This window comes from Stenotrophomonas sp. ZAC14D2_NAIMI4_6 (genome assembly GCF_003086875.1).
GTDB lineage: Bacteria > Pseudomonadota > Gammaproteobacteria > Xanthomonadales > Xanthomonadaceae > Stenotrophomonas.
Window position 1 is genome coordinate 981,313 of the sequence record NZ_CP025996.1, and the last position, 25,493, is coordinate 1,006,805.

Sequence of the window (25,493 nt, forward strand, 5' to 3'; positions counted from 1 at the left end):
GATCCACGCCATGCGTGGATGGCCGCGCGCTGATGCGCTGTGCCAAGCAAGCTTGGCACCTACCAGAAGCGGGCAAGCTTGGCACCTACCAGAAGCGGGTTCGCGTAGTAGATCCACGCCATGCGTGGATGGGCCTCACGCGTTGGGCAGCACCACCCGTCGGCCATCCACCGTTGGCCGGTTGATGTAGAACAACCCCGGCCCCGGCCGATACGGCAGCTCGCTCACCCCCGCATCGGCGGCGAAGGTCAGCGCGGTATCGCCCAGTGCATCGAAGTTCCAGTGCGCCGACTGCATCAGGTAACGGCGTCGCAGCAGGGCTTCCTGGGTCGGCGTCAGGGTCTGCCCCGCCAGCAGCCGGCGCGCGATCGGCTGCAGCGGCGCTGGCAGCTCCCAGCCCGGCACCTGCGCCCCATCTGCGCTCCACTGCACGCCGGCTTCAGCGGCGCGCTGCTGCATCACCTGCAGGGCGATCAGCTGGTAGCGCCAGTCGATGCGCCTACGCAGCACCACCGCAGCGGTCACGTGCAGCACCGGTGCCATCATCACGCTGCGGCTGCCGGCGCGGCGCTGCTGCTGCCACTGGTGCCACACATCCACCCATACTTCCTTTTCCGTCGCCCCCAGCTGCTGGCGCCAGCGCTCGGCATCGGCCTGCGCTTCGGCGTAGACCGTGGTGGCCTGCAGCATCGCCAGCGTGGGGGTCTGGTAATCGTCCACCGGCGCCCGCCGCAACGGCTGCCGGCGCGGGCGAGCCAGCAGTTTCGGGCCTTCTTCCAGCTGGTCGTAGCCGCCGCCGATGTTGGCGTGCACGCCCGGCAGGGCAATCTCTTCATGGGTCGGTGCGACCGTGGTCAAGGCGTAGTGCTGGCGATGCTCGTCGCGCGCACTCAGTTGCACCACACGCTCGGCAATGCCCGCCGGCAGGGCGATGCGCGGCTGCTCGTCGGCGCGCCGGCCGCTGACCGCCACCACGGTGTCGAACAACCCGACGAAACGCAGTGCAGGGCGCGGCAGGGCGAAGTCGGCGGCGCAGGGCAACCCGGCGCCCTGCAGGCGCAGGCGCCACTGGTTGGCATCCCAGCCACGCAGTTGATTGGCCAGGTCGCGCGCGGCCGCGGCCCCGCGCGAAAAGCCGAACAGATCGACCTGCACCCCGTGCAGCGGCTGCTGCCAGTGCGCCGTCAGCGCCGAAAGCGCAGCCGGCAGCAGCTCGTGCAGTGCGCGCTGCACCTTGGCGCGCACACCGCTGGCGCCAATGCCGAAGGCCAGGCCGATCAGATCATCCTCGGCATCGTCGCGGGTTCCCACCCCTTCCACGTAGATCGCCAGCGACGGTTCGGCCAGCGGCGCACGACGGCTGTCCGGGTACAGCTGGTGCAGCCGCGCGATGTTGGTGGTGCCGTTGTCGTAGCTGCTGGTCAGCCGGCTCTGGTAGGTCGAATCGTCGTCGGCACGCAGCAGGGCAGGGCGCGGTTGCGGTGGCTGCGGCCGCCCGCGCGCCAGGTTGTGCGCGTTGTTGCGGGTGCCATCGAAGAACAGGCCCAGGTGCAGCACGGCGCCCTGCGCACTGTCCCCGTTGCGGGTCTGACCTGCAGCCATGTGCATCCCCTGTGGTGGTCATGTCACGGCGGTGCGAAGGCCGTGTATGGGCGCAGTGTACAGCGGCTCTTGACCTGCCTGAACACTGCCGCTGGCCGTCACAGATCCGCATGCCGACCGGCTTCAAGGCTTGTATTCACGGGGGCTGCGCAGGCCATATGGCCACACCCGGCACCCGGGTCGTGCTGCATCAACGCTGTCTACTTCACTCCAAGGAGCGACAAGATGATGTCCAGATACATCGGTCAAGCGGCAGGTGGTGTGTTGTTGGGGCTGTGCGTGGTAACGGCCGCGCAGGCGGCGCCGCTGTTCGAACCGGTCACCGTGCTCAGCCGGGCCTCGGCCAGCAGTGAACCGCAGCTGGGGCGGCTGCTGTCGGCACCGTCCACCGCAACGGTGCAGGAAGTGCGGGTGGATGCGGCGGCCACCGCGCAGTCGCAGCTGGAATTCGAACTGCTGGGGCAGCAGGTGCAGGCCACGCGCAGCCGGGTCGAGGCGTTGGCCGACGGGGGCAGTGTCTGGTACGGGCAGATCCGCAGCCCGTCCGATCGCCTGCAGAAGGCGGGCGCCACACTGCCGGATGATCCGGCGAATTCGGTCATCCTGGTGCGGTCGGGCAACACGCTCACCGGTTCCATCCGCAAGGACGGCACGCTGTACCGGCTGCGTCCATTGGGCGATCGGCACGTGCTGGTGGAAGTGGATGAATCGCGCATGCCCGCCGATCATCCGGCCGATTACAACCAGCTGCCGAAGATCAGCATGCCGGCCAATGATCGTGTCGGCATCGCGCAGGCGTCATCGGGCAGTCCGGCCACGATCCGCGTGCTGGTGGTAGCCACCAATGCGGCGGTGGCCGCCTATGGCGGCAACATGCAATCGCTGGTGCAGCTGGCGGTGGCCGAATCCAACCAGGGCTATACCAACAGCAACGTGGGCATCACCCTGCAGTTGGCCGGGTACGAAACCACCAGCTACACCGAGTCCGGCAATTTCAGCACCGACCTGGCCCGCTTCCGCAGCACCAGCGACGGCTACATGGACAGCATCCACACCAGCCGCAACAACACCGCGGCCGATGTCGGCGTGCTGCTGATCAACAACAGCAGTTATTGCGGGCTGGCCTCGGGCATCGGCTCCACCGCGTCCACCGCCTTCGCCGCGGTGTATTGGGACTGCGCGACCGGCTACTACTCGTTTGCCCACGAAATCGGCCACCTGCAGAGTGCGCGGCATGACATCGCCGCCGACCCCAGCACGTCGCCGTATGCCTATGGCCATGGTTATCGCTATGAACCGGCCAGTGGTTCGCGCTGGCGCACGATCATGGCCTATGCCTGCTCGGCCGGCTGCCCGCGGCTGAATTTCTGGTCGAACCCGAACATCAGTTACAACGGTGTGCCGATGGGCATTGCCAGCAGCGCCGACAACCAGCGCGTGCTGGTGAATACCAAGGCCACCATCGCCGGCTTCCGCTGACGCGGTTACCGGATGGCACCCGCCGACCAAGGTCGGCGTCTACCGGCCTACGCGCTCTGGTAGATGCCAACCTTGGTTGGCGCTCGGCAATCCGTCATTCGCGCTTGAGCGAATCCAGGTGCCAACCGTCGGCGTCCACGCGCAGCACCGAACCCTGTTCGTACCAGTCGCCCAGCACGATGCGGGTGCAGTTGCGGCCACCGGCCTGCAGGCTGTGGATGGCCGGGCGGTGGGTATGCCCGTGGATCATGGTGTCCACACCATGGCGTGCGAAGGTGGCTTCCACTTCCGCCGGGGCCACGTCGGTCACCGTTTCAAACTGTGCGCGGTCGCCCTGCTTCATTTCCGACTGGCGGGCCTGGCTGGCATCGCGTGCCTTGTGCGCGAACGCAATGCGTGCGGCCAGCGGCTGCGCCAGGAACTGTGCCTGGAACACCGGATCGCGGGTCTGCGCGCGAAACTGCTGGTAGGGAATGTCATCGGTACACAGCAGGTCACCGTGCTGCAGCATCACCGCGCGGCCGTACAGATCGATCACGCAGGGGTCGGGCAGGATGCGCAGGCCGGCGCGGCGCGCATAGTCTTCGCCCAGAAGGAAATCGCGGTTGCCGCGGATGAAATAGATCGGCACGCCGCTTTCGGACAGCGTCTTCAGTGCGTCGGCCACGGCGTCGGCCACCGGCGAGGGCGTGTCATCGCCGATCCAGGCTTCGAACAGGTCGCCCAGGATGTACAGCGCATCGGCGCCAGGCGCTTCCTCGCGCAGGAAGCGCAGGAACAGGTCGGTGATGGCTGGACGGCTGGGGTCCAGGTGCAGATCGGAAATGAACAACGTGGTCATGTGGGCATTCTAGGGCATCGGCCCGCCGCGTCGGGCCGGGGTCAGAGCCCTTTCCGCAGGAAAGGGATCCGACCCCCCGGAATTAATCCAAGCCGTATCACACCGGCAGCGGCAGCCAGGCCAGGCTGGCCCACGCCAGCAGCGTGGCGATGCCCGTCGCGGCCAGTACATCGCTGGGGTAGTGCAGGCCCAGTACCACCCGCGACAGTCCCACGCCCAGGGTGAACGGCACCAGCAGCGGTGCCAGCCACGGGTAGTAGGCCAGCGCCACGATGGTGAACGACACCGCATGCAGGGTGTGTCCCGACGGGAAGCTGAACTCGTCCAGCGGGGCCACCCAGGCGCGGATGCGCAGGTCGGCTGCATACGGGCGCGGGCGCCGGGTCCAGCGCTTCAGCCCCTTGTACAGCAGCAGCGCGGCCAGCCCGGTGGCGGCCATGTGCACCGATGCCCGCAGGCCATCGAAGCCATCCACCAGCACCAGCGCGCCCATCAGCAGGTACCAGAACACGCCGTCGCCCAGGCGGCTGATCACCGCGAACAGGCGGCGTACCCGGCGGCGGCGGCAGTAGTGGTTGGCGCGGCGGCACAGCCGTGCTTCGCGCCCGGCCAGCGATTCAAGCGGCGTGGTGCGCATGGCCGTTCCTCCGCGCCTGTGCCAGTTCGGCCAGCAGCGATTCGAACTCGGCCACCACCTGCTGCGGGTGCAGGCGCTTCATCGCGCGGGCGGCATTGCTGCCCAGCTCGCGGCGCAGCGCGTCATCGCTGGCCAGCTGCACGGCGGCCTCCACGAACTGCGCATCGTCGTCCACGGGCGCGCCGTTTTCGCCGTTGCGCAGGTATTCGCGCGCGGCACCGTAATCGAAGGCCACCGTGGCCAGGCCGCTGGCCATGCTTTCCAGAGTCACGTTGCCGAACGTCTCGCTGCGGCTGGGGAACAGGAACAGATCGCCGCTGGCGAAATGGCGGGCCAGCGCGTCGCCGCGCTGGATGCCGCAGAAAATGAAATCGGGATTGTCGTGGGCCAGTTTTTCGCGCGCCGGGCCATCGCCCACGAACACGAAGCGTGCCTTCGGTCGTACCTGCTGCAGGCGGCGGAAGGCCTTCACCGCCAGCCCCAGGTTCTTTTCGGCGGCGATGCGGCCCACGTACAGGGCCACCAGTCCGTTGCCGTCCACGCCCCATTCCTCGCGCAGCGCAGGATCGCGCCGGGCCGGGTCGAACTGCTGGCTGTCCACCGCGCGCGCCAGCAGGCGCACGCGCTCGAAGCCCTGCTCGCCCAGGAATTGCTGCAGCTCGCGGGTCGGTACCAGGGTGGCGTCGGCCTGGTTGTGGAAGCGGCGCATCCAGCGCATGGCCGCCGACTGCAGCCACGCTACGCCGTAGTCGGGCAGGTATTCGTCGAAGCGGGTGTGGAAGCCGGTGGCCACCGGAATGCCCAGCCGCCGTGCGGTGCGCAGCGCCGACCAGCCCAGTGGGCCTTCGGTGGCGATGTAGATGGCATCAGGGCGGTGCTGCTGCCAGTGCCGGCCCAGGCGGATGGGGGCGGGCAGGCCGAAGCGCAGGCCGGGGTAGCGGGGCAGGGCCGCCCCCGGTACCAGCAGGGTGCCCGGCGCGGCTTCCAGCGCTTCGTTGGCCTGGCGTGGGCGGATCAGATCGACCTCATGGCCGGCGGCGCGCAATCCCTGCTCCAGGCTCTGCACAGTCAGTGCAACGCCGTTGACCTCCGGCGGATAGGTCTCGGTGACGATGGCATGGCGCATGGCGGGCCTCCGGTTTTCCGGCATGCTCGGGCCTGGCGATGTAGCCGTTGTGACCGTAATGCGACCGCCCGATGACGGTGCCCGGGCCTGCCGCACGCAGAAAAAACCACGGCCCCGAAGGGCCGTGGTCGTGTCAGCTCATGACGGCAGCGCGGTGGATCAGAAGCGCTGCTGGTACTTCAGGTAGACGAAGCGACCGATGTCGTAGCCACCGTAGTAGGAGAACACCGAGTTCGGCTTGGTGTACATGTTCGGGCCGTACTTCTCGAACACGTTGTTGGCACCGACCGAAACAGTGGCATCCCACGGCAGGTTGTAGCGGAACTGCACGTCGTGGAAGGTGACCGAACCGCGCTCGTTGTAGTTGCGGGCGCCGGAGTACCACGGTGCACGCACGCCCGGATCGGAGCACTCATCCGGATGCGTGATCGCATTCAGGCAGGTCTCCTTCACGCCGGAGTAGTAACGGGCGGTCCAGCTGACACCGAAGTCGCCCTTGTCCCAACCGACGGTCAGGTTCGAACGCACGCGGAAGCCGCTGGTGGAGTTGGTGGAAATGCCGTTGACCGGGGTCGGCACCACGGTCGGGTCGTTGGTCGAACGGAAGATGTTCGAGCTGACGTAGGTGGTCGACCACTGGGTGCTGAAGCTGCCCAGCGCGTCGGTGTCCAGACGGTGGGTCAGTTCCATGTCGTAACCTTCGGTTTCCAGGAAACCGGCGTTACGGTTGCCGTAGGTCAGCTTGTTGACGATGCCCAGCACCGGATCACGGGTGAACTGCGCGCAACGCGAATCGATGCCCTGCTCGTAGCAGTCGATCAGGATCTGGTTCGGGCTGTCGGCAACGATGGTGTTGTCGATGCGGATCTTCCACCAGTCCAGCGACACGTTGAAGTTGCGGATGAAGCTCGGGCTCCAGACCAGACCCAGGGTCTTGCTCTTGGAGGTTTCCGGCTGCAGCAGCGGGTTGGAGCCGTTGGTGAACGGTACCGGGGTCTGGTCGGTGCTGCTGGTGATCGGCACGTTGCCCTGCTTCAGCTGACGGTAGGTGTCAGCGTTGGCGATGTCGCGGGCGCAGCGGGCGCGCACGGCGGCGCTGGTACGCGACGGGCCGTAGACGGTGTCGCAGGGATCGGCGTAACCGGTGGTGAAGGTTTCCGAACCACCGCCGTACAGGTCGTTGATGGTCGGGGCGCGGAAGCCTTCAGCCCAGGTGCCGCGCACCATCAGCTGTTCGATCGGGCGCCACTTGAAGCCGAACTTGCTGTTGAGCGTGTTGCCGAAGGTGTCGTAGTCCGAGAAGCGGGTGGCCGCGTTCAGGGTCAGCTCCTGCGCGCCCGGCAGACCGGCCAGGATCGGCGCGTTCAACTCCAGATAGGCTTCCTTCACCTTGTAGCCGCCACCGGTCGGGCCAGCGGCCAGGTTGGTGGTGGCACCGGTCTGGGCCAGCGCATCGGGAATGAATTCACCGGTTTCCTTGCGGTGTTCAACACCGAAGGCGAAGCCCAGGTCGCCGCCCGGCAGGGTCAGGATGCTGCCGGCGATGGTGGCGAAGAAGTTCTTGCCCACGGTCTTGCCGGAGGAATCTTCAGCCGGCATCAGGTAGTCGATCAGGGCCTGGTTGCCGGTCAGACCGTACGGGTTCACCACGCCGGCAGCGACCAGCGGGTTCCAGACCATGCAGTTGGCGATGGGCGCGGCGGCGCTGCCGCACTCCACTTTGCCGGTAGCGGCGTTGTAGTACGACGGGCCGACGGCGTTCTTCACGCGTTCCTTGTGCAGGTTGCCGGTGGCGTGCTGGCGCAGTTCGTTCTTGTTGTACTGGTAGCCCACTTCCCAGTCGAAGTAGCGCTCGCCGATGTTGAAGGTGCCATCGAAGGCGGCCACGGCGCGGTAGGTCTTCAGTTCACTGTCGCTGACGCGCGGCACTTCCCAGGTGCGGTGGTTCCAGGCCACGGCGGTCGGGGTGGCGTAGCCGTTCTTGCGGCCGAACGGGTTGAAGTAGCTGTCGATCGACATCGAACCGATGCCGGCGGTGGACGACTGCAGCGGGTAGCCGGCGATCTGGCGGCTCGATTCGCGCTTGTTGTAGCCCAGCTGGGTGCTGAAGTGCACGTTGTCGGTGATGTTCAGGCGACCATCGACGAACACCGAATCACGCTTCAGCGGATAGTTCAGGTGCATCTGTTCGTTGGTGTTGCTGACATCGCCATCCGGTGCATTGGCATTGGTCAGGTGGTAATTGGCCGGGTTCAGCGGGTCGGCGCCGCGGTTCAGCGAGTAGCTGCAGGTGCCGTTGTTGGCCGCGGTGCAGCCCGGGCCACGCAGGCCGGTGATCTGGCCCCACTGGCTGACCGTGGTCCACGCTTCGGTCGGGTGGCGCGAGGTGTTGCCGAAGGCGCTGAAATCGCGGTCCTTGGCCCACACCGCCTTTTCTTCCGAATGCTCGGCCGACAGGGTGATCGAGCCGCGGTCGTTGGCCCAGCCGGCCACCACGTCGAAGCGGTCACGGGCGCCGTCGCCCTGGCTGTACTGGCCGTGGTAGACGTTGGCGGTCACGCCGGTGGCGTTGTGGCGGGTGATGATGTTGACCACGCCGGCCATGGCGTCCGAACCATAGATGGCCGAGGCGCCGTCCTTCAGCACTTCAATGCGCTCCACCGCCGACACCGGCAGGCTCGACACGTCCTGGTAACCGGAGGTGCTGATGCCCAGGCGCTTGCCGTTCACCAGCACCAGGGTGCGCTGCGCGCCCAGGTTGCGCATGTCGATGTAGGTGCCGCCCGCGTTTTCACCGGCGCTGAGCACGTTGGCGCGGCTGATCGCCGGGCTGCCCATGGCGGTGACGTTCTGCAGGATGTCGGCCACCGAGCTGAAGCCCTGGCGTTCGATGTCCTTGCGCGAGATCGCCAGCACCGGGTTGGCGTTTTCCACGTCGACTTGGCGGATGCGCGAACCGGTGATCTCGATGCGGTCGAGGGTGGTGGGGGCGCCGTCCTGGGCCAGGGCAGGCAGCGCGATGGTCGCGGTGCCGACGATCAGGGCATGGCGGATCGCCTGGCCCAGCACGGTGGAGCGTGAAGTCATCGAGTCTCTCTCTCTCGTTGAGTCTGCAGATGCAGGCCAAAAGGGCCTGCGAAAGCCGGATTCGCCTGTTGGGACTGAGCCGGTGACTTCGATTTATTCTCGTTCGTTAACCACCTGTAAAGAGGGTGTTGCAAATTGTGTCGCAATTTTTCGCGTTCAGTTCACGCAATTTGAACAAAAGCAAGGGCTTAGCGTCATGACGAAAGTCACGGGTCAGGCGCGAATCAGAAACCTGAATCCGCATTCAGGTAGTGAACTGCGCAAAACGCAACGAACAACGGCCCGCTGAGGGGCCGTTGTCGGGGTGCTGCGGGAGGGGTAGGGCTGCCCGTCGGGGCGGCGCTCAGACCACGAACGGGCGGAACTGCAGGCCCAGGCCAGCCAGGCCTTCGGTCTCGCCGATCAGGTCGGCGCGCAGCAGCGGGCGCGCATCGATGAAGGCCTGTGGGACGATCAGCGACAACCGGCTGTCGTCGGCGGTCAGTTCCAGCGCCGGCGGCGGCACGTCTTCGTGGGCGCGGTTCAGCAGCACGGCCAGACGCAGCAGCGCGGTCAAGCGCCGTGCGGTCAGCAGCAGGCGCTCGGGCAGGGCATCGAACGCGGACTTGCCGACGCTGCGCCGGTGGCTGCGCACCAGGGCGGCCAGCATCTGCTGTTCCTGGCGCGAGAAGCCGGCGATGTCGGAGTTTTCCAGCACGTAGCTGCCATGCACGTGGTAGCCGCTGTGGGCGATCATCAGGCCCAGCTCGTGCAGGCGCGCGGCCCAGCCCAGCATGCGCGCATCGTCGGCATCCAGCTTCCAGCGTTCCTGCACCTGCTCCAGCAGGCCCAGCGCGGTGTCCTGCACGCGGTCGGCCTGGGCGGTATCGATGCCGTAGCGCTGGGTGAGCGCGGCTACCGATTCGTCGCGCGGATCGTTCTCGCCGGCGCGGCCGAGGATGTCGTACAGGATGCCCTCGCGCATGGCCGCCTTGCTGACCAGCAGCTTCTGCAGGCCCAGCGCCTGGAAGGCCGCTTCCAGCACCAGGATGCCGCCGGCGATGATCGGCCGGCGGTCGCTGGACAGGCCGGGCAGCTCGATGTCGTCGATCTTCTTGGCCTTCAGCAGCTCGTCGCGCAGCTGCGGCAGGGCTTCGGCGGTGATCGCGCCCTTGCTCAGCTTCATGCTGGCGCAGATCTCGCTGATCGCCTTGTGCGTGCCCGACGAACCCAGCGCCTCGTGCCAGCCCAGCACGCGGTACTTGCTGGCGAAGGGCTGGAACTCGCGGCCGATCTCGGCCAGCGCATCCTTCCAGCGCTTGCGGCTGAGCTTGCCGCCGGGGAAGAAGCGGCGGGTGCTGGCGATGCAGCCGGCCTGCAGGCTCTCGCGTTCCAGGGTCTGCATGCCCTGGCCGATGATGAATTCGGTGGAGCCGCCGCCGATGTCGATCACCAGGCGGCGCTGGTCGGCCTTGGGCGGCTGTGCATGGGCCACGCCCAGGTAGATCAGGCGGGCCTCTTCGCGCCCGCTCACCACTTCGATGGCATGCCCCAGCGCGGTTTCGGCCGGCATCAGGAAGGCCTGCGGCGAGCGCAGCTGGCGCACGGTGTTGGTGGCCAGGGCGCGCACCCGGTGCGGGGGCACGTTGCGGATGCGCTGGCCGAAGCGGGCCAGGCATTCCAGTGCGCGCTGGCGTGCGGCGGCGGACAGGCCGCCCTTGCCATCCAGGCCATCGGCCATGCGCACGGTTTCGCGCAGGCGGTCGATCACCCGCAGCTGGCCGAGCGTGTAGCGCGCGATGACCATGTGGAAGCTGTTGGAGCCAAGGTCGATGGCGGCCAGCAGGTCGCCATCCTGCAATGCGGGCGGAGTCGTGGTGGTATGCGGCATGGGCGAATGTTAGCCGAAGGGGCGGTGTGCTCGTCACCGCGCGGCCTTCACATTTTGTAGGGGGCGTACGGCAGGGCTGCGCCCTGCACCTGCTCAATGCAACGTCAACGTCAACGTCAACGTCAAAGGCGGGCTGTCCGTGGGATGGCGGGGTGGGTCCGGTTGCTGCGTAACGGGCTCTGACCCCGGTGTTGAATCGCTTTTGTAGAGTCGAGCCATGCTCGACTGCCTTTGCTGTTGGTAGGTGCCGACCAAGGTCGGCACCTACCGGCTGTCCGGACGGCACGGGGTCGGATCCCGTTGCTGCGCAACGGGCTCTGACCCCGGTGTTCTGCATGGAGCGCGTTGTGCCGACCAAGGTCGGCACCTACCGGATCACAGCCCCTGCATCAGCGCCATCTGCGCCGAATGCGGCGCTTCGTCGTGGGCCGGGGCGCGCTTGTGGTACACGCCTTCGGCATCCAGCTCCCACGCGTTGAGGTTGTCGTCCAGGTAGTTCTGCAGCACTTCGCGGTAGACCCGCTTGGCCAGTTCCGGGTCCAGGATCGGGAAGCCGGTTTCGACCCGGCGCAGCAGGTTGCGTTCCAGCCAGTCGGCGCTGGCGCAGTACATCTCCGGCGCGCCGTCGTTGCCGAACCAGTACACGCGGCTGTGCTCCAGGAAGCGGCCGACAATGGAGCGCACGCGGATGTTGTCCGACACCCCCGGCACGCCCGGGCGCAGAGTGCAGGCGCCACGGATGATCAGGTCGATCTGCACCCCGGCCTGCGAGGCGGCGTACAGCGCGCGCACCACCTGCGGTTCGTTCAGTGCGTTCATCTTGGCGATGATGCGCGCCGGGCGACCGGTGGCGGCGACGCGCGTCTCGCGCTCGATGCGGCCGAGAATGCCGGTGTGCAGGGTGAAGGGCGACTGCAGCAGGCGCTTGAGCTTCATCTTCGAGGCCAGCCCCGACAGCTGCTGGAACAGCAGGTGCACGTCGTTGCCGATATCCGCATCGGCGGTGATCAGGCTGATGTCGGTGTACGCGCGTGCGGTGCCGCTGTGGTAGTTGCCGGTGCCCAGGTGCACGTAGCGACGCAGCTTGCGGCCTTCGCGGCGCACGATCAGCAGCATCTTGGCATGGGTCTTGTAGCCCACCACGCCGTACACCACCTGCACGCCGGCTTCCTGCAGGCGGTCGGCGAGGCCCAGGTTGGCTTCCTCGTCGAAGCGCGCGCGCAGCTCGACCACCACCGTCACGTCCTTGCCGTTGCGCGCGGCCTGGATCAGCGCATCGACGATCAGCGAATCCTTGCCGGTGCGGTACAGGGTCTGCTTGATCGCCAGCACGTTCGGGTCCACTGCGGCCTGCTTGATCAGGTCCAGCACGGCGGTGAAGGCATCGAACGGATGGTGCAGCAGCAGGTCCTGGCGGCGGGCGATCTCGAAGATGCCGTCGCTGTCGCGCAGGGTGCGCGGGTTCATCGGCGGGTACTTCAGGTCCGGCTGCGGCACCAGGTCGTACAGCTGGATGATGCGGTTGAGGTTCACCGGGCCGTCGATGCGGTACACCGCGTTCTCGGTCAGGCCGAAGTTCTGCAGCAGGGTACGCACGATGTCCTTGGGCGTGTCCTCGGCGATCTCCAGGCGCACCGCTGGCCGGTAGCCGCGGTCGACCAGTTCATCGCGCAGGGCCAGCGCCAGGTTCTCCACTTCTTCCTCGTCCACCACCAGTTCGGAATTGCGGGTGACGCGGAACTGGTAGGCGCCCTGGACTTCCATGCCCGGGAACAGCTCGTCGACGAAGGCCGACAGCACCGAGGACAGGAACACGAAGTTCTGGCCGCCGCCCAGACTTTCCGGCAGCTGGATGATGCGCGGCAGCGAACGCGGTGCGCGCACGATGGCCAGGTGGCCGGCGCGGCCGAACGCGTCGGTGCCCTTCAGCACGACGACGATGTTCAGCGACTTGTTGAGAATCTTCGGGAACGGATGCACCGGGTCCAGGCCCAGCGGCGACAGCACCGGCATGATCTCGTTGCGGAAATACGCGCGCAGCCAGCGCTTCTGCCGGTGGTTCCAGGAATGCCGACCGAGCACGCCGATGCCAGCCTCGGCCAGCGCCGGGCGCAGCGTCTGGTTCCAGCAACGGTACTGCTGGTCCACCAGTTCGGCGGCGCGGTCATGGATGGCGTTGAGGATGGCCTGCGGGCTCATCCCGTCCGGCGCTGGCGGCAGGCCGAATTCCTGCGCGTGGCGTACGGCCGCGGCGCGGATCTCGAAGAACTCGTCCAGGTTGGTGCAGGAGATGCACATGAAGCGCAGGCGCTCCAGCAGCGGCACCTGCGGGTCCATGGCCTGGGCCAGCACGCGGAAGTTGAAATCCAGCTGCGACAGTTCGCGGTTGATGTACAGCGCCGGGTCGCGCAACGGATCGCTGTCCGGGCTCACGGGGAGGGGGAGGGATCCGAGGCTGCTCATGGCGTCATTCTTCGATGGAAGTCAGGGGGGCGGTGTCGCGCGTTCGTACGTGGTCGGCATCGAAATGGCAGGCAAACACCGAGCCCTTGCCGACTTCGCTGTCGATCTCCAGCCGGGCGTGGTGCAGGCCGAGGATGTGCTTGACGATGGACAGGCCCAGGCCGGTGCCGCCGCTCTCGCGCGAGCGGCTGCTGGACACCCGGTAAAACCGTTCGGTCAGGCGCGGCAGGTGGCTGGCCGGAATACCGTAACCGGTATCGCGCACGGCCAGCACCACGCCGTCGCCTTCGCGGCGGAACTGCACGTCGATGCGGCCACCGGCCGGGGTGTAGCGCACGGCGTTGGTCACCAGGTTGGAGAAAGCGCTGTGCAGCTCCTTGGTCGAGCCCTGCAGGTCCACCCCGGCCAAGTCGTCCACGTTGATCTGGTGGCGGCCCTGGCTGTGTGCCTCCGCTTCGCGGCGCAGGGTGGCCAGCATCGGCTGCATGGCCACGGTCTCTTCCTCGCTGTGTTCCTGCGATTCCAGCCGCGACAGGGTCAGCAGGTCTTCCACCAGCTGGGCCATGCGCTGGCTCTGCTTGCGCATTTCTTCCAGCATCGGGCCGGTGCCGGGGAAATCCTCCGGGTCCATCATGTCCAGGTAGCCATGCACCACGGTCAGCGGCGTGCGCAGTTCGTGCGACACGTTGGCGACGAAATCGCGACGCACCTGTTCCAGCCGCAGCAGCTTGCTGACATCGCGCGCGATCAGCAGCCAGTAGTCCTGCGAATAGGGAATCAGCCGCAGGTTCAGGCGGATGGCCGGGTCGACCGGCGAGGGCACGTCCAGGATCGGTTCGGCGTTGCGCCCGCCGGCCAGCCAGTGGGCCAGCGGCATCGGTTGCAGGCGGTCCACCAGCGCTTCGCCCAGATCGCCGGGGTGGTGCAGGCCGAGCAGGGCAGTGGCCGCTTCGTTGAACCACTGCACGCGCTGGCTGTTGCGGTCCAGCACCACCACCGCATCGGGCAGCGCGGCAGCGGCGGCACGGTAGCTGCGCAGCATGTCCAGCAGGCGGCGCTTGCGCACGCGCATTTCCACCTGGTTGCGGTACAGCAGGCGGTCCAGCTCGTTCCACACGCCGGAACCTTCCTCGGCGGTTTCCCAGCGCTGGCGTGCGGTCAGCCGGCGCAGCACGCTGCGCAGGCGCCAGTAGTGCCAGGCCAGCGTGGCCAGGGCGGCCAGCGCGATGCACAGCCACAGATGCCCACTGAACCACCCGACCACGCCGGCCAGCACCAACACCGCTGCCACGGAGGCCAGCGTCTTCAACCAGGCGGAGCGGATGTGGCGGGGCATTGCGGTCTCGTCGTTGGAGGCGGCGGTTCATGCGGTGAACCGAGGGTTATAGCAGAGTTGCCGACACCGGCACCGGCAGGTGCGCGGTGCCGGCACGACGAGGCTCAGGTCGCGGTGGAGAAGCGGTAACCGGCGCCGCGCACGGTCTGCACCATGTTCTCGGCATTGAACGGTTCCAGCGTCTTGCGCAGGCGGCGGATGTGCACGTCGATGGTGCGCTCTTCCACGTACACGCTGCCGCCCCACACATGGTCCAGCAGCTGCGCGCGGGTATACACGCGTTCGGGGTGGGTCATGAAGAAGTGCAGCAGGCGGTATTCGGTCGGGCCGATCGGCACCGGCTGGTCGTTGGCGAACACGCGGTGGGCGGCGCCGTCGATGCGGATCGGGCCGACCGACACGCTGCCGTCCTCGTCGTCATCGCGGGCGCGGCGCATGACCGCGCGGATGCGCGCCAGCAGTTCGCGCGCGGAGAACGGCTTGACCACGTAGTCGTCCACGCCTGCTTCCAGGCCGCCCACGCGGTCGTTCTCTTCGCCGCGTGCGGTCAGCATGATGATCGGCACTTCGCGGGTCAGCGTTTCCTTGCGCCAGCGACGGGCCAGGTCCAGGCCGCTGGTGCCCGGCAGCATCCAGTCCAGCAGGATCAGGTCCGGCACGCGGTCGGCGATGGCGGTCTGGGCTTCACGGGCATCGCCCGCGTGCACCGGCTCGTAATCGCCCTTGCGCAGGGCGAAGGCGACCATTTCTCGGATCGCGGGCTCGTCATCGACGATCAGGATGCGTTTCTGCACGAGGACACCGTAGGGCTCGGTTACTGGAGTGGTGCCAGTAGACTACGGTTTGATGACATGTTTGTGACGACCCGGCCGGATAAATCTCCCGCTGCCACACACCGGTCATCCGCGCCTCAGCGGCGGTCCAGCTCCGGGTCCTGCACGCCCTGGCGGCGCAGCTCCAGCACGGTGGGGGTGATCGCCTCGATACGCGCATCCACGCGGGCGCGGCCCACGTAGTCCAGCTCCGGATTGCGCTTCAGCGCCTGCAGCTGCATCAGCGCCTGTTCCGGGCGGCCCCCCAGGAAGGCGGCTTCGGCGTAGGCTTCGCTGGCGCGCACGCTGTCCCCGGCCAGTTCGCTGGCACGGGCGTAACGCTGCTGGAAGACCGGATCGTTACCACTTTGCGACAGCAGCGGGCGCAGCATGGCCTGGGCGCGCTGGCCGGCCTCGCGGCCGCCCTGTTCGTTCAGGATCTCGGCATAGGTCAGCGCCACCGGTCGGCTGTTGGGGTGCTGGCGCAGCAGTTGTTCGAAGCGCGCGTTGGCCTGGGCGGGCTGGCCCGAGCGCGATTCGGCTTCGGCCAGGGCCAGCGCCACCCACAGGTTGTCCGGGTGGGTCTGGGCCAGCCCGGCCAGGGCCTGGCGGGACTGCAGCGCACCGCTGCGGCTGCCGCGCATGCCGGCCAGGGCCTGGCCATAGCGCTGCGCATCGGTCAGCCCGTTCTTCTGCCGCTTGGCCAGATCGGCGTACTCACGGTCCACTTCGCCGCTGTTGTCGCCACTGAGCACGCGCAGGCGTTCGCGGGCCCAGTCGAAATCGCCGCTGGGGCCACGGTTGAGCTGGCCGATCGGCAGGCGCAGCACGCTGCCCGGCAGCAGCGGGTTGTTGCCGCGCAACAGCGGCTCGGACAGGCTGGGGTCGGCAGGATTCACCCGCTCCTTGCGCTCACCGCCGGGGGTGGTGGTGGTCAGCACCACCGTGTCCTTCTTCATCTGCTCGGCCCGCGCCTTGGCTTCGCTGATGCGCGTGGTGTTGACCGGGTGGGTGCGCAGGAAATCGGGAATGCTGTAGCCGCCGTCGTTGCCGCGCATGGCCGCGGACATGCGTTCGAAGAAGCCGGCCATCGCGTCCACGTCGTAGCCGCTGCGCGACAGGGTGCGGATCCCCAGGCGGTCGGCCTCGGATTCGTTGGAGCGGGTGTAGTTGATCTGCCGCTGCTGCATCAGCCCCATGCCGGAACTGATCGCGGCCATGGTGGCATCGCCGGACGAATTGCCGCCGCTGGCCTGGGCGGCCACCACCGCCGCCAGCATGCCCAGCAGGATCGGAATCTGGTCGCGCTGGGCCCGTTCCACCCCGCGCAGCACGTGCTGCTGGGTCACGTGGGCGATTTCATGGGACAGCACCGCAGCCACTTCATCTTCGCGCTCGGCGGTCAGCACCAGGCCTGCATTGACCCCGATATAGCCGCCCAGGGTGGCGAAGGCATTGATCTGCCGGTCCTTCATCATGAAGAAGGTGTAGGACTGGCGGGGCTGGTCGCTGTTGGAGCCCAGCCGGGTGCCCATGGTCTGCAGCCAGTCGTTCACCAGCGGGTCGTCCAGCAGGTAACCGTAGTTGCGCAGCTCGCGCAGCATCATGGCGCCGTACTCGGCCTGGCGGGCCGGGGTCAGCAGCTCGCCGGCCGACGAGCCGATGTCGGGCAGCTTTTCCTGGGCGCGCGCCAGCGGCATGGCCAGGGCCAGGGTAACGGCGGTGGTCAGCAGCAGGGCTCGCAAGCGGGACATCCTCGGGCAGGGCGGGCACAGCGTGGCAGGGCAGGGGGCAACCCTTCGTTAATCCACAGTGTTGCGGTGGTGGCGTGGAAATTCCAGCGCACCGGTACCATATACAGACCGTCGATCCATCGTGGAGTTTCCCGTGACAGCCCAGCCCACCGGCGCCAGCCCCGCCATCACCATCTATTCCACCGCCGTCTGCCCGTACTGCGTGGCCGCCAAGAACTTCCTCAAGAGCAAGGGCCAGCAGTGGACCGAGGTCCGCATCGACCTGGACCCGGCCGAGCGCGAGAAGATGATGGCCCTGACCCGCCGTACCAGCGTGCCGCAGATCTTCGTGGGTGAAGTCCACGTGGGAGGCTATGACGACATGATGGCCCTGCACCGTGAAGGCAAGCTTGAGCCGCTGCTGGCCGGGCAGGGCCAGGCATGAGCGCCGCCGACGAGGGCAGCAAGGACCGCATCGCCGAGTTCACCGCGTTCCGCAAGCGCATGAACGAGCGCATCCTGGGTGAACCCAACCAGGTCGTGCGCCGCTTCTTCGCGCTGGATACGCAGACCTACCAGGCCGGCGCGCTGGATGTGAAGACCAAGGAACTGCTGGGCCTGGTGGCCTCGATGGTGCTCCGCTGCGATGACTGCATCAGCTATCACGTGGCCCAGTGCAAGGACGCCGGGGTCACCCGCGAAGAGTTCTTCGAGACCTTCTCGGTGGGCCTGGTGGTGGGCGGTTCGATCGTCATTCCGCACCTGCGCCGTGCCGTCGATTTCCTCGACCAGCTGGAAGGCGGCGCCGCCGCCCCCGAAGCGCACGAACACTGAAACCACGCCGGGCCAATCCCGGCGGGCAGCTGAACGAACAGCCGCCGGGCACGGCCCGGCGCTACCGGCCCCCGCTGCGCGGGGCCTTTCCCGCGATCCCGCCGCCCAGGAGCCCCCTTGTTGTTGAAGGGGGCGCGCCGACAGGCGCGGGGATAAGGTGGAATGCGCGGGCAATTCTGCCTGAGCCGGGGACTGGGACCATGGTCTATTTGGGACCTCGGCCCCGGCTCAGGCATAATTGCGGGTGAAACTTCCTTTGCGCCGGCGTTTCCGGGCACGTCCGGACGGCGTACTTCCCCCTGTTCGGAACATCGATCAATGACGCAGAAAATTACGGTCATCCGCGGCGACGGCATCGGCCCGGAAATCATGGACGCCACCCTGTACGTGCTGGACCAGCTGAACGCTGGCCTGGAGTACGAAGACGCCGACGCCGGCCTGGTGGCCCTGGAAAAGCACGGCGACCTGATGCCGGCGGTGACCCTGGAATCGATCGCGCGCAACAAGGTGGCGCTGAAGAGCCCGCTGACCACCCCGGTCGGTGGTGGCTTCACCTCGATCAACGTCAGCCTGCGCCGCCATTTCGACCTGTACGCCAACGTGCGTCCGGCCCACACCTTCCCGAACACCAAGTCGCGTTTCGACAACGTCGACCTGATCACCGTGCGTGAGAACACCGAAGGCGCGTACCTGGCCGAAGGCCAGGAAGTCTCGGCTGACGGTGAGACTGCCTTCTCGGGCACCCGCATCACCCGCAAGGGCTCCGAGCGCATCGTGCGCTACGCCTTCGAGCTGGCCCGCAGCGTCGGCCGCAAGAAGGTCACCGCCGTGCACAAGGCCAACATCATCAAGTCGACCTCGGGCCTGTTCCTGAACGTCGCCCGTGAAGTGGCCGCGCAGTACCCGGACATCGAGTTCCAGGAAATGATCGTCGACAACTGCTGCATGCAGCTGGTGATGCGTCCGGAACAGTTCGATGTGATCGTCACCACCAACCTGTTCGGCGACATCATCTCCGACCTCTGCGCCGGTCTGGTCGGCGGCCTGGGCCTGGCCCCGGGTGCCAACATCGGCAAGGACGCGGCGATCTTCGAAGCCGTGCACGGCACCGCGCCGGACATCGCCGGCCAGGGCAAGGCCAACCCGTGCGCGCTGCTGCTGGCAGCCGCACAGATGCTGGACCATATCGGCCAGCCGGAAAACGCCGAGCGCCTGCGCAAGGCCATCGTGGCCACCATGGAAGCCAAGGATTCGCTGACCGGCGACCTGGGCGGCACCGGCACCACCATGGGCTTCGCCAAGGCCATCGCCACCCGCCTGTAAGCGGAAGGTCGATCGCGGTTCGATACCCAGCGGGGCGCCTTCGGGCGCCCCGTTGCGTTTGCGGGTGGATCCACGCACGCGTGGATGACGGAACGCCAATCTGTGCGTTTCCCGCACAGATCATGTGCCGGAACACGGCTGGTCCGTGCGCTATCGGCTGCGCATCCTGTGCCGACTTTCCCTTGCACAGGAGCTGTCCCATGAACCTTTCCGCGTTTGGCCTGGCCAGCCTGATCGGCATCGCCGTCACCGCCCCCGTCGCCGCGGCCGCGCCTTCCCATCCCACCATCCGCCACATGGCCGGTGCGCCTTCGGTCACTGCACTGGACGCAGCGACGACCGCGGTGCTGGTCATCGACTTCCAGAACGAATACTTCGATGCCAGTGCCGCGCCGGGCTTCAGCGGCGGGCGCATGGTCATTCCCGATGGCAAGGCGGCGCTGCGCCAGGCCAAGCGCGTGGTCGATTTCGCCGATGCCAATGGCATCCGCGTCATCCATGTGCAGCACGTGTTGCCGGCCGCTGCACCGCTGTTCGCGCAGGGCAGCGTCAACGCCGCCTTCCACCGTGACCTGCAGCCGCGCCCGGGCGACACCGTGGTGCAGAAGGACAACGTGAGTGTGTTCGCCGGTGCCTCGGCCGCCGTGCTGGACAAGACGTTGAAGGACGCGGGCATCGATACCCTGATCGTGACCGGCCTGCAGACCCACGCCTGCGTGGTCGGTGCTGCCCGCGACGCCGCCGCCGCCCCGCGCGGCTACCGCGTGATCGTGGCCGGCGATGCCACTGCCAGCCGGGATCTGGACCTGGCCGGCGGCCAGCGTATCGGTCACCGCGCGCTGCACGAGGCATCGTTGGCGCAGATCGAAGATGCCTTCGGCCAGGTGCTGAGCACCGATGCGGTCCTGGCGCTGCCGGTGCGCAAGGCTGGCGACGGCGCTTGATAAGCTGGCGGGGCCCGCAGATCGCGGGCTCCGCTTCCGGGGGCTGTCTTCGATGGATCACTTCGCCGCCCTGCGCGCGCTGCGCGCCATCGTCGAAGCAGGCAGTTTCAGCGCCGCCGCCGAGCGCCAGGGCACCACCCATTCGGCAATGTCGCGGCAACTGCGGCAACTGGAAGAGCACCTGCAGGTGCGCCTGCTCGACCGTAACAGCCGCCGCCTGTCGCTCACCGAGGCCGGCCGCGAGTACTACGGCGAAGCGGTCGGCCTGCTTGATCGCCTGGACGCGGCCGATGATCGCGCCCGCGCCGGCCAGGCGCAGCCCAGCGGACGCCTGCGCATCAGCGTGCCGCAGGTGGTGGCCAGCCAGGAACTGCCGCATTGGCTGCCGGCTTTCCTCGCCCGCTACCCGCAGGTCTCGCTGGATCTGTCGGCCGACGATCAACTGGTCGACATCGTGGGCGGCGGTTTCGATCTTGCCCTGCGCATTGCGCCATCGCTGCCGGACAGTCAGCTGGTAGCGCGCGAGCTGGCCCGTTGCCCGCGCATCCTGGTGGCGGCGCCACCGTATCTGGCGCGGCATGGCTTGCCGCGGCAGGTGGCGGATCTGCAGCAGCATGCGCTGCTGGGCTTCAGCCCCACCGCTGCCAGTGCGCCGTGGCACCTGCACGGCCCGCGTGCCGCCACCGCCACGATCGACGCCGGCCAGCGCCTGCGCGTGGACGCCACGCCGGCCCTGTATGCGGCGGTGCTGGCAGGCATGGGCATCAGTCTGTTCACCGCATTGACCGTGCAGGAGGACCTGCGTGCCGGTCGCCTGGTGCGCGTGCTGCCGGCCTGGCATGGCGGCCAGCGCTGCTACTTCGCGCTGTATCCGCACGCACGTGCGCTGGCGCCCAAGGTGCGGGCGCTGATCGACCATCTGGCCACGCACTATGCGGCGTGGCGCAGTGGCTGATGCTCAGGCCGGGCGGAACATGCGGAAGCGTTGTTCGGCACTGACCCGGAAGTAGTCGGCCGGGCCGCCACCGCGCAGGATGGGATCGCCGGCGGCGGTGTCGTAGATGCCATCCACCAGCAGTTGCTGGTCGATATGCACGGCCACCACTTCGCCCAGCACCAGCCAGCCGTTGGTGTCCTGCCCGCCGGCATCGCGCAGGCGCACGATCTGCGTGCAGCGGCACTCCATGCTGACCGGGCTCTGCGCGACGCGCGGCGGGCGCACCTGGGTGGACGCCAGCGGGGTCAGCCCGGCCAGGGCGAACTCGTCCACCTCCGGCGGCACCGCGCGGCAGCTCTCGTTCATCGCTTCGGCCAGCGCGAACGTGGCCAGGTTCCAGACGAACTCGCCCGTGGCCTCGATGTTGTGCAGCGAATCCTTGCGGCCCTGGCTGGAGAAGCCAATGATCGGCGGGATGTAGTTGAACGCGTTGAAGAAGCTGTAGGGCGCCAGGTTCAGCGCGCCCTCGGCGTTGCAGCTGGAAATCCAGCCGATCGGGCGCGGGCCGATGATGGCGTTGAACGGATCGTGCGGCAGGCCGTGGCCTTCGGCCGGGCGGTAGCTGTGGAAGCGGGGGAGGGAGGCGTTCTGCATGGCGTGGGGTTCCAGATGAAAAAACCGCGACCCTTGCGGATCGCGGTTTGTCGTTTACAGCCGTTTCTGCGATCAGCGCTGCTGGATCTTCGACAGCAGGCGCAGGAATTCGACGTACAGCCAGACCAGGGTCACCATCAGGCCAAATGCGCCATACCACTCCATGTACTTCGGCGCGCGCTGGGCCACGCCGCTTTCGATGAAGTCGAAATCCAGCACCAGGTTCAGTGCGGCCACCACCACCACGAACAGGCTGAAGGCAATGCCCAGCCAGCTGGCGTCATGGATCACCGGCACGTTGATGTTGAAGAAGCCCAGCACGAACGAGGCCAGGTAGAGCAGGGCGATGCCGCCGGTGGCCGCGACCACGCCCAGCTTGAAGTTCTCGGTCGCCTTGATCAGGCCGCTGCGATAGGCCATCAGCAGGGCGAACAGGGTGCCGAAGGTGAGCAGCACGGCCTGGAACACGATGCCCGGGAAGCGCAGCTCGAACACCGCGGAAATGGCGCCCAGGAACAGGCCTTCCACCAGCGCATACAGCGGCGCGGTCACCGGCGACCATTCCTTCTTGAACACGGTGATCAGTGCCAGCACCAGGCCGCCGATCGCGCCGCCCATGGCGTACAGCTTCGCTCCGGCCATCACCTGGCCGTAGTCGTCCACGGTCTGGTTCCAGGCAAAGGCAGCGGTCAGCACGGTCAACAGCAGCAGGATGCCGGTCTTGTTGACGGTGCCGTTGAGGGTCATGGCCTGGTCGGGGTGGGTGACCACCGAGCCGCTGGCCAGGTCCAGGAAGGTCGACTCGGAAAGAGCCGGGTTGCCGCTGCGCATGCGAAGTCTCCGTGCGAAAAGGGGATCGATACGGCCATCCGGCCGCTGGCTGCGAGCATAGCCGATGGCTGCTTACGCTGCTGTGGTGGCCGCGCCGGGGCGCCCCGGTTGCTGCCGGCCGCGTTGACAGGCTGCGCCGCGCTTGGCCACAATGGCCAGCTCGCCGGGCCTGTGCCTGGTGGGGAAGCATCACCGGGGTATAGCGCAGTCTGGTAGCGCGCCTGCTTTGGGAGCAGGATGTCGGGGGTTCGAATCCCTCTACCCCGACCAATCCCACGCCATGTCGGATTGGACGCCGTTCCGGTTCGGGCGCCCGTAGCTCAACTGGATAGAGCACCGGCCTTCTAAGCCGGCGGTTACAGGTTCGATTCCTGTCGGGCGCGCCATCGGCGCGACAGTCCAGGGTATCGCTGGTGCGATGTGAAGAAGTGCTTGCAAAAGCGCGGCGGCTGCACCAGAATGTCGGACTCGCTTCGGCGGATCGGAACTTCGGTAACGGCCCCGGGCAACGTTTCAAGCTTCAACGCCAGCAGCATCGGCGGTGCAGCGAAAGTTTCAGTGGTGGCTGTAGCTCAGTTGGTTAGAGTACCGGATTGTGATTCCGGTGGTCGGGGGTTCGAATCCCCTCAGCCACCCCACTGATTCAACCGCATCGGCAACGCCGACACGGTATTGCAATAAACAGAATGCACGTTACAATGTGCGTCTGAGTTTCACGGGCTGTTAGCTCAGTTGGTAGAGCAGTTGACTCTTAATCAATAGGTCCAAGGTTCGAATCCTTGACAGCCCACCAAGACGGAAGCCACCTGGTTCGCCAGGTGGCTTTTTTCTTCAGATGTAACCCTTCGCGATGGATCGCAGGTTGCAGTGCTTGTTTCAACGCTGTTGAAGAAAGTGCTTGCAACGCCCTCGCGGATCGGGTCATAATTCGCGCCCCGATTTCGGGCTGTTAGCTCAGTTGGTAGAGCAGTTGACTCTTAATCAATAGGTCCAAGGTTCGAATCCTTGACAGCCCACCAAGACGAAAGCCACCTGGTCCGCCAGGTGGCTTTTTTCTTTTCTGCGCTATTCGCGACAGGGGCGCGGTGCCTCAAGGTCGCATCCGTGCCACATGCGTCAGCGATGTTCTGCAGGATGTGCGCTGCATCCCAGCGCGCCCTGGGCGAGTGCTTCCCAATGAAGATTCCGCGCCGCCGTGCGCATCTTCCAGGAATGCTTTGATGGCCCCGATCAATCGTCATGCCGTCGCCGTGGCAATGCTTGTCGCGATCGCCACTGCGGGATGTGTCGCAGTTGACCCTCCGGCGCAGGCGGAGGCCGCCGTGGCAGCGCCCGATCCCGCGCACACTGTCGAACGCCCGGAGGGCAGTGCGTTCCAGCCCGCGCAGCCGCTGGATCCCGCCGAAGGGCAGCCGTCCGCCCCCGCAGGCGTCGCCGTGCAGCGCTCGGCCGATGGGCAGGCGATGCAGATCCGCACCCTGGACGAAGCCGAGGCGGCTGCGGCGGGCGACGATGCCCAGCCCGCCCGGCCGGTCGATCCCGCGCCCTGACCCCGGCAAGGGGGACGGCCAAGCCCTGCACAGTGCCTGCGCGGTGGGGGTGGGAAAATACCGGCATGAATCCCGATACCTCCCACTCCCGCCCGCGCTGGCTGGGTTCGCGCCAGCAGTGGCTGGAGCGCCTGGCCCTGTGGGGCGGCGCGGTGGCCGTGGCGCTGGCCGCGATTGTCTTCGCCAAGGCCAGCGACGCGGCGTTCGCGGTGTTCCGTCGCGTGCACGACGCCTCGCCGTGGTGGCCGCTGCTGCTGACCCCGGCGCTGTTCGCCCTGCTGGCTTGGCTGACCCAGGGCATTCTGCGGCCGACCCGGGGCAGTGGCATTCCGCAGGTCATCGCCGCGCTGGATACCCCAGACCGTGCCTTCCGCAGGCAGAACCTGTCCCTGCCGGTGTCGCTGGGCAAGCTGGGCCTGACCGTGCTGGCCCTGCTGGGCGGTGCGTCGGTGGGGCGCGAAGGCCCTACGGTGCACATCGGCGCCAGCCTGATGTACATGATCGGCCGCGCGTTCGGTTTCCGCGATCCACGCCAGGCGACCCATTTCCTGCTGGCCGGTGGCGCCGCCGGTATCGCCGCGGCCTTCAACACCCCCTTGGCGGGCGTGGTGTTCGCCATCGAAGAGCTATCCGGCCGCTTCGAACACCGCTTCTCCGGCACCCTGCTGACTGCAGTCATCGTGGCCGGCGTGGTGTCGCTGGGCCTGCTCGGCAACTACACCTATTTCGGCCGGGTCAGCGCCACGCTGCCGCTGGGCATGGGCTGGCTGGCGGTGCTGCTGTGTGGGCTGGTGGGTGGCCTGGCCGGTGGGTTCTTCAGCCGGTTGGTACTGGCCGCCGTGGACGGCCGGCCGCGCTGGCTGGGTCGCAGCCGCAGTGCGCACCCGGTGCTGTTCGCCGGCGCCTGTGGGCTGGCCCTGGCCGTGCTGGGCCTGGTGTTCGGGCTGGGCGCGTTCGGTACCGGCTACGAGCAGGCCCGCGAACTGGTGCAGGGCGGTGGCGGGGTGGGGCACAGCTTCGGGGCGATGAAGTTTGCCGCCAACCTGGTGTCGTATGTGGCCGGTATTCCCGGCGGGCTGTTCTCGCCCGCGCTTGCCGTGGGCGCCGGCATCGGCCACAACCTGGCCGTGCTGCTGCCCGGCGTGGACCCGGCCGCGGTGGTGGTGCTGGGCATGTGCGCCTACCTGACCGGCGTCACCCAGGCGCCGCTCACCTCGGCGGTCATTTCGCTGGAACTGACCGATACCAGCGACATGCTGCTGCCGATCCTGGCGGCGGTGCTGCTGGCGCGGGTCGCCTCCTCCTGGGTCTGTCACGTGCCGATCTACCGCGCGCTGGCCGAACGTCTGACCGCCGCGATGCCCGCCCCGGCACCCGTTGCAGCCGCGCCTGGCCCCTGAATCCAGCGCGTTCAGCTTTGTCACGCCTTCCGCT

The 25,493-nt window shown here is 67.4% G+C and carries 20 protein-coding genes and 5 tRNA genes; 13 read left to right on the top strand and 12 right to left on the bottom strand.

The genetic code is table 11. The features are described from left to right. Positions 1 to 135: 135 nt before the first annotated feature. Complete coding sequence (locus C1933_RS04335; protein WP_108754734.1) at positions 136 to 1,602, bottom strand: DUF2235 domain-containing protein; 1,467 nt, start codon at positions 1,600 to 1,602, stop codon at positions 136 to 138. Positions 1,603 to 1,827: 225 nt separating this feature from the next. On the opposite strand from C1933_RS04335, the gene C1933_RS04340 reads away from it, so the two are divergent. Further along, complete coding sequence (locus C1933_RS04340; protein WP_108752301.1) at positions 1,828 to 3,081, top strand: M12 family metallo-peptidase; 1,254 nt, start codon at positions 1,828 to 1,830, stop codon at positions 3,079 to 3,081. Between the two features lie 94 nt (positions 3,082 to 3,175). Here C1933_RS04340 and lpxH read toward each other — a convergent pair whose 3' ends face one another. From lpxH to C1933_RS04385, 9 genes are all read right to left on the bottom strand, one after another. Beyond that, the gene (gene lpxH / locus C1933_RS04345) at positions 3,176 to 3,922 is read right to left on the bottom strand and encodes a UDP-2,3-diacylglucosamine diphosphatase (RefSeq protein ID WP_108752302.1); all 747 of its coding nucleotides are present in this window, start codon (positions 3,920 to 3,922) and stop codon (positions 3,176 to 3,178) included. Between the two features lie 97 nt (positions 3,923 to 4,019). Continuing rightward, a complete protein-coding gene (locus C1933_RS04350) occupies positions 4,020 to 4,559 on the bottom strand; it encodes a phosphatase PAP2 family protein (protein WP_108752303.1) in 540 nt (179 codons plus the stop codon). After that, positions 4,540 to 5,685, bottom strand: coding sequence for a glycosyltransferase family 1 protein (locus tag C1933_RS04355; protein WP_108752304.1), 1,146 nt, complete (start codon positions 5,683 to 5,685; stop codon positions 4,540 to 4,542). Before C1933_RS04355 ends, C1933_RS04350 begins: the two co-directional genes overlap by 20 nt. A gap of 159 nt (positions 5,686 to 5,844) precedes the next feature. Beyond that, positions 5,845 to 8,772: a TonB-dependent receptor gene (locus C1933_RS04360; protein WP_108752305.1), complete on the bottom strand. Its 2,928-nt coding sequence runs from the start codon at positions 8,770 to 8,772 to the stop codon at positions 5,845 to 5,847. Positions 8,773 to 9,115: 343 nt separating this feature from the next. Then, positions 9,116 to 10,642 carry an exopolyphosphatase gene (ppx, locus tag C1933_RS04365; protein ID WP_108748697.1) on the bottom strand — a complete coding sequence of 509 codons (1,527 nt, stop codon included), beginning with the start codon at positions 10,640 to 10,642 and terminating at the stop codon, positions 9,116 to 9,118. A 375-nt stretch (positions 10,643 to 11,017) separates the two neighbouring features. Then, complete coding sequence (gene ppk1, locus C1933_RS04370; RefSeq protein WP_108752306.1) at positions 11,018 to 13,105, bottom strand: polyphosphate kinase 1; 2,088 nt, start codon at positions 13,103 to 13,105, stop codon at positions 11,018 to 11,020. 4 nt (positions 13,106 to 13,109) lie between these two features. Then, on the bottom strand, positions 13,110 to 14,441 hold the full coding sequence (gene phoR / locus C1933_RS04375; RefSeq protein ID WP_108752307.1) for a phosphate regulon sensor histidine kinase PhoR: 1,332 nt from the start codon (positions 14,439 to 14,441) through the stop codon (positions 13,110 to 13,112). 104 nt (positions 14,442 to 14,545) lie between these two features. Then, positions 14,546 to 15,235, bottom strand: coding sequence for a phosphate regulon transcriptional regulator PhoB (gene phoB, locus C1933_RS04380; protein ID WP_108748700.1), 690 nt, complete (start codon positions 15,233 to 15,235; stop codon positions 14,546 to 14,548). 116 nt (positions 15,236 to 15,351) lie between these two features. Continuing rightward, the gene (locus C1933_RS04385) at positions 15,352 to 17,007 is read right to left on the bottom strand and encodes a M48 family metalloprotease (protein WP_199911412.1); all 1,656 of its coding nucleotides are present in this window, start codon (positions 17,005 to 17,007) and stop codon (positions 15,352 to 15,354) included. 133 nt (positions 17,008 to 17,140) lie between these two features. Between C1933_RS04385 and grxC the strand changes: the two genes are divergently transcribed. The 5 genes from grxC (at position 17,141) to C1933_RS04410 (ending at position 21,042) form a co-directional block, all read left to right on the top strand. Beyond that, the gene (gene grxC / locus C1933_RS04390) at positions 17,141 to 17,431 is read left to right on the top strand and encodes a glutaredoxin 3 (RefSeq protein WP_108748702.1); all 291 of its coding nucleotides are present in this window, start codon (positions 17,141 to 17,143) and stop codon (positions 17,429 to 17,431) included. Beyond that, a complete protein-coding gene (locus C1933_RS04395) occupies positions 17,428 to 17,820 on the top strand; it encodes a carboxymuconolactone decarboxylase family protein (protein WP_108752308.1) in 393 nt (130 codons plus the stop codon). Before grxC ends, C1933_RS04395 begins: the two co-directional genes overlap by 4 nt. A 318-nt stretch (positions 17,821 to 18,138) precedes the next feature. Next, a complete protein-coding gene (locus C1933_RS04400; RefSeq protein WP_108748704.1) occupies positions 18,139 to 19,143 on the top strand; it encodes an isocitrate dehydrogenase in 1,005 nt (334 codons plus the stop codon). A gap of 200 nt (positions 19,144 to 19,343) precedes the next feature. Beyond that, positions 19,344 to 20,087: a cysteine hydrolase gene (locus tag C1933_RS04405; RefSeq protein WP_108752309.1), complete on the top strand. Its 744-nt coding sequence runs from the start codon at positions 19,344 to 19,346 to the stop codon at positions 20,085 to 20,087. 52 nt (positions 20,088 to 20,139) lie between these two features. Beyond that, the gene (locus C1933_RS04410; RefSeq protein WP_108752310.1) at positions 20,140 to 21,042 is read left to right on the top strand and encodes a LysR family transcriptional regulator; all 903 of its coding nucleotides are present in this window, start codon (positions 20,140 to 20,142) and stop codon (positions 21,040 to 21,042) included. Between the two features lie 3 nt (positions 21,043 to 21,045). Here C1933_RS04410 and C1933_RS04415 read toward each other — a convergent pair whose 3' ends face one another. After that, a complete protein-coding gene (locus C1933_RS04415) occupies positions 21,046 to 21,678 on the bottom strand; it encodes a flavin reductase family protein (protein WP_108752311.1) in 633 nt (210 codons plus the stop codon). Between the two features lie 72 nt (positions 21,679 to 21,750). Further along, positions 21,751 to 22,509, bottom strand: coding sequence for a Bax inhibitor-1/YccA family protein (locus C1933_RS04420; protein WP_108752312.1), 759 nt, complete (start codon positions 22,507 to 22,509; stop codon positions 21,751 to 21,753). Positions 22,510 to 22,702: 193 nt separating this feature from the next. Here C1933_RS04420 and C1933_RS04425 point away from each other — a divergent pair. The 7 genes from C1933_RS04425 to C1933_RS04455 all read left to right on the top strand — a co-directional run bounded on the left by C1933_RS04425 (position 22,703) and on the right by C1933_RS04455 (position 25,459). After that, a tRNA-Pro gene (locus C1933_RS04425) sits at positions 22,703 to 22,779 on the top strand. Between the two features lie 39 nt (positions 22,780 to 22,818). Further along, positions 22,819 to 22,895 (top strand) — tRNA-Arg (locus C1933_RS04430). Positions 22,896 to 23,070: 175 nt separating this feature from the next. Further along, a tRNA-His gene (locus C1933_RS04435) sits at positions 23,071 to 23,147 on the top strand. Positions 23,148 to 23,226: 79 nt separating this feature from the next. Continuing rightward, positions 23,227 to 23,302, top strand: a tRNA-Lys gene (locus C1933_RS04440). 150 nt (positions 23,303 to 23,452) lie between these two features. Then, a tRNA-Lys gene (locus C1933_RS04445) sits at positions 23,453 to 23,528 on the top strand. A gap of 201 nt (positions 23,529 to 23,729) precedes the next feature. After that, positions 23,730 to 24,059 (top strand): hypothetical protein, encoded by a 330-nt coding sequence (locus tag C1933_RS04450; RefSeq protein ID WP_108752313.1) that lies wholly within the window; start codon positions 23,730 to 23,732, stop codon positions 24,057 to 24,059. A 65-nt stretch (positions 24,060 to 24,124) separates the two neighbouring features. Continuing rightward, a complete protein-coding gene (locus C1933_RS04455) occupies positions 24,125 to 25,459 on the top strand; it encodes a chloride channel protein (RefSeq protein WP_108752314.1) in 1,335 nt (444 codons plus the stop codon). Positions 25,460 to 25,493 lie beyond the last annotated feature (34 nt).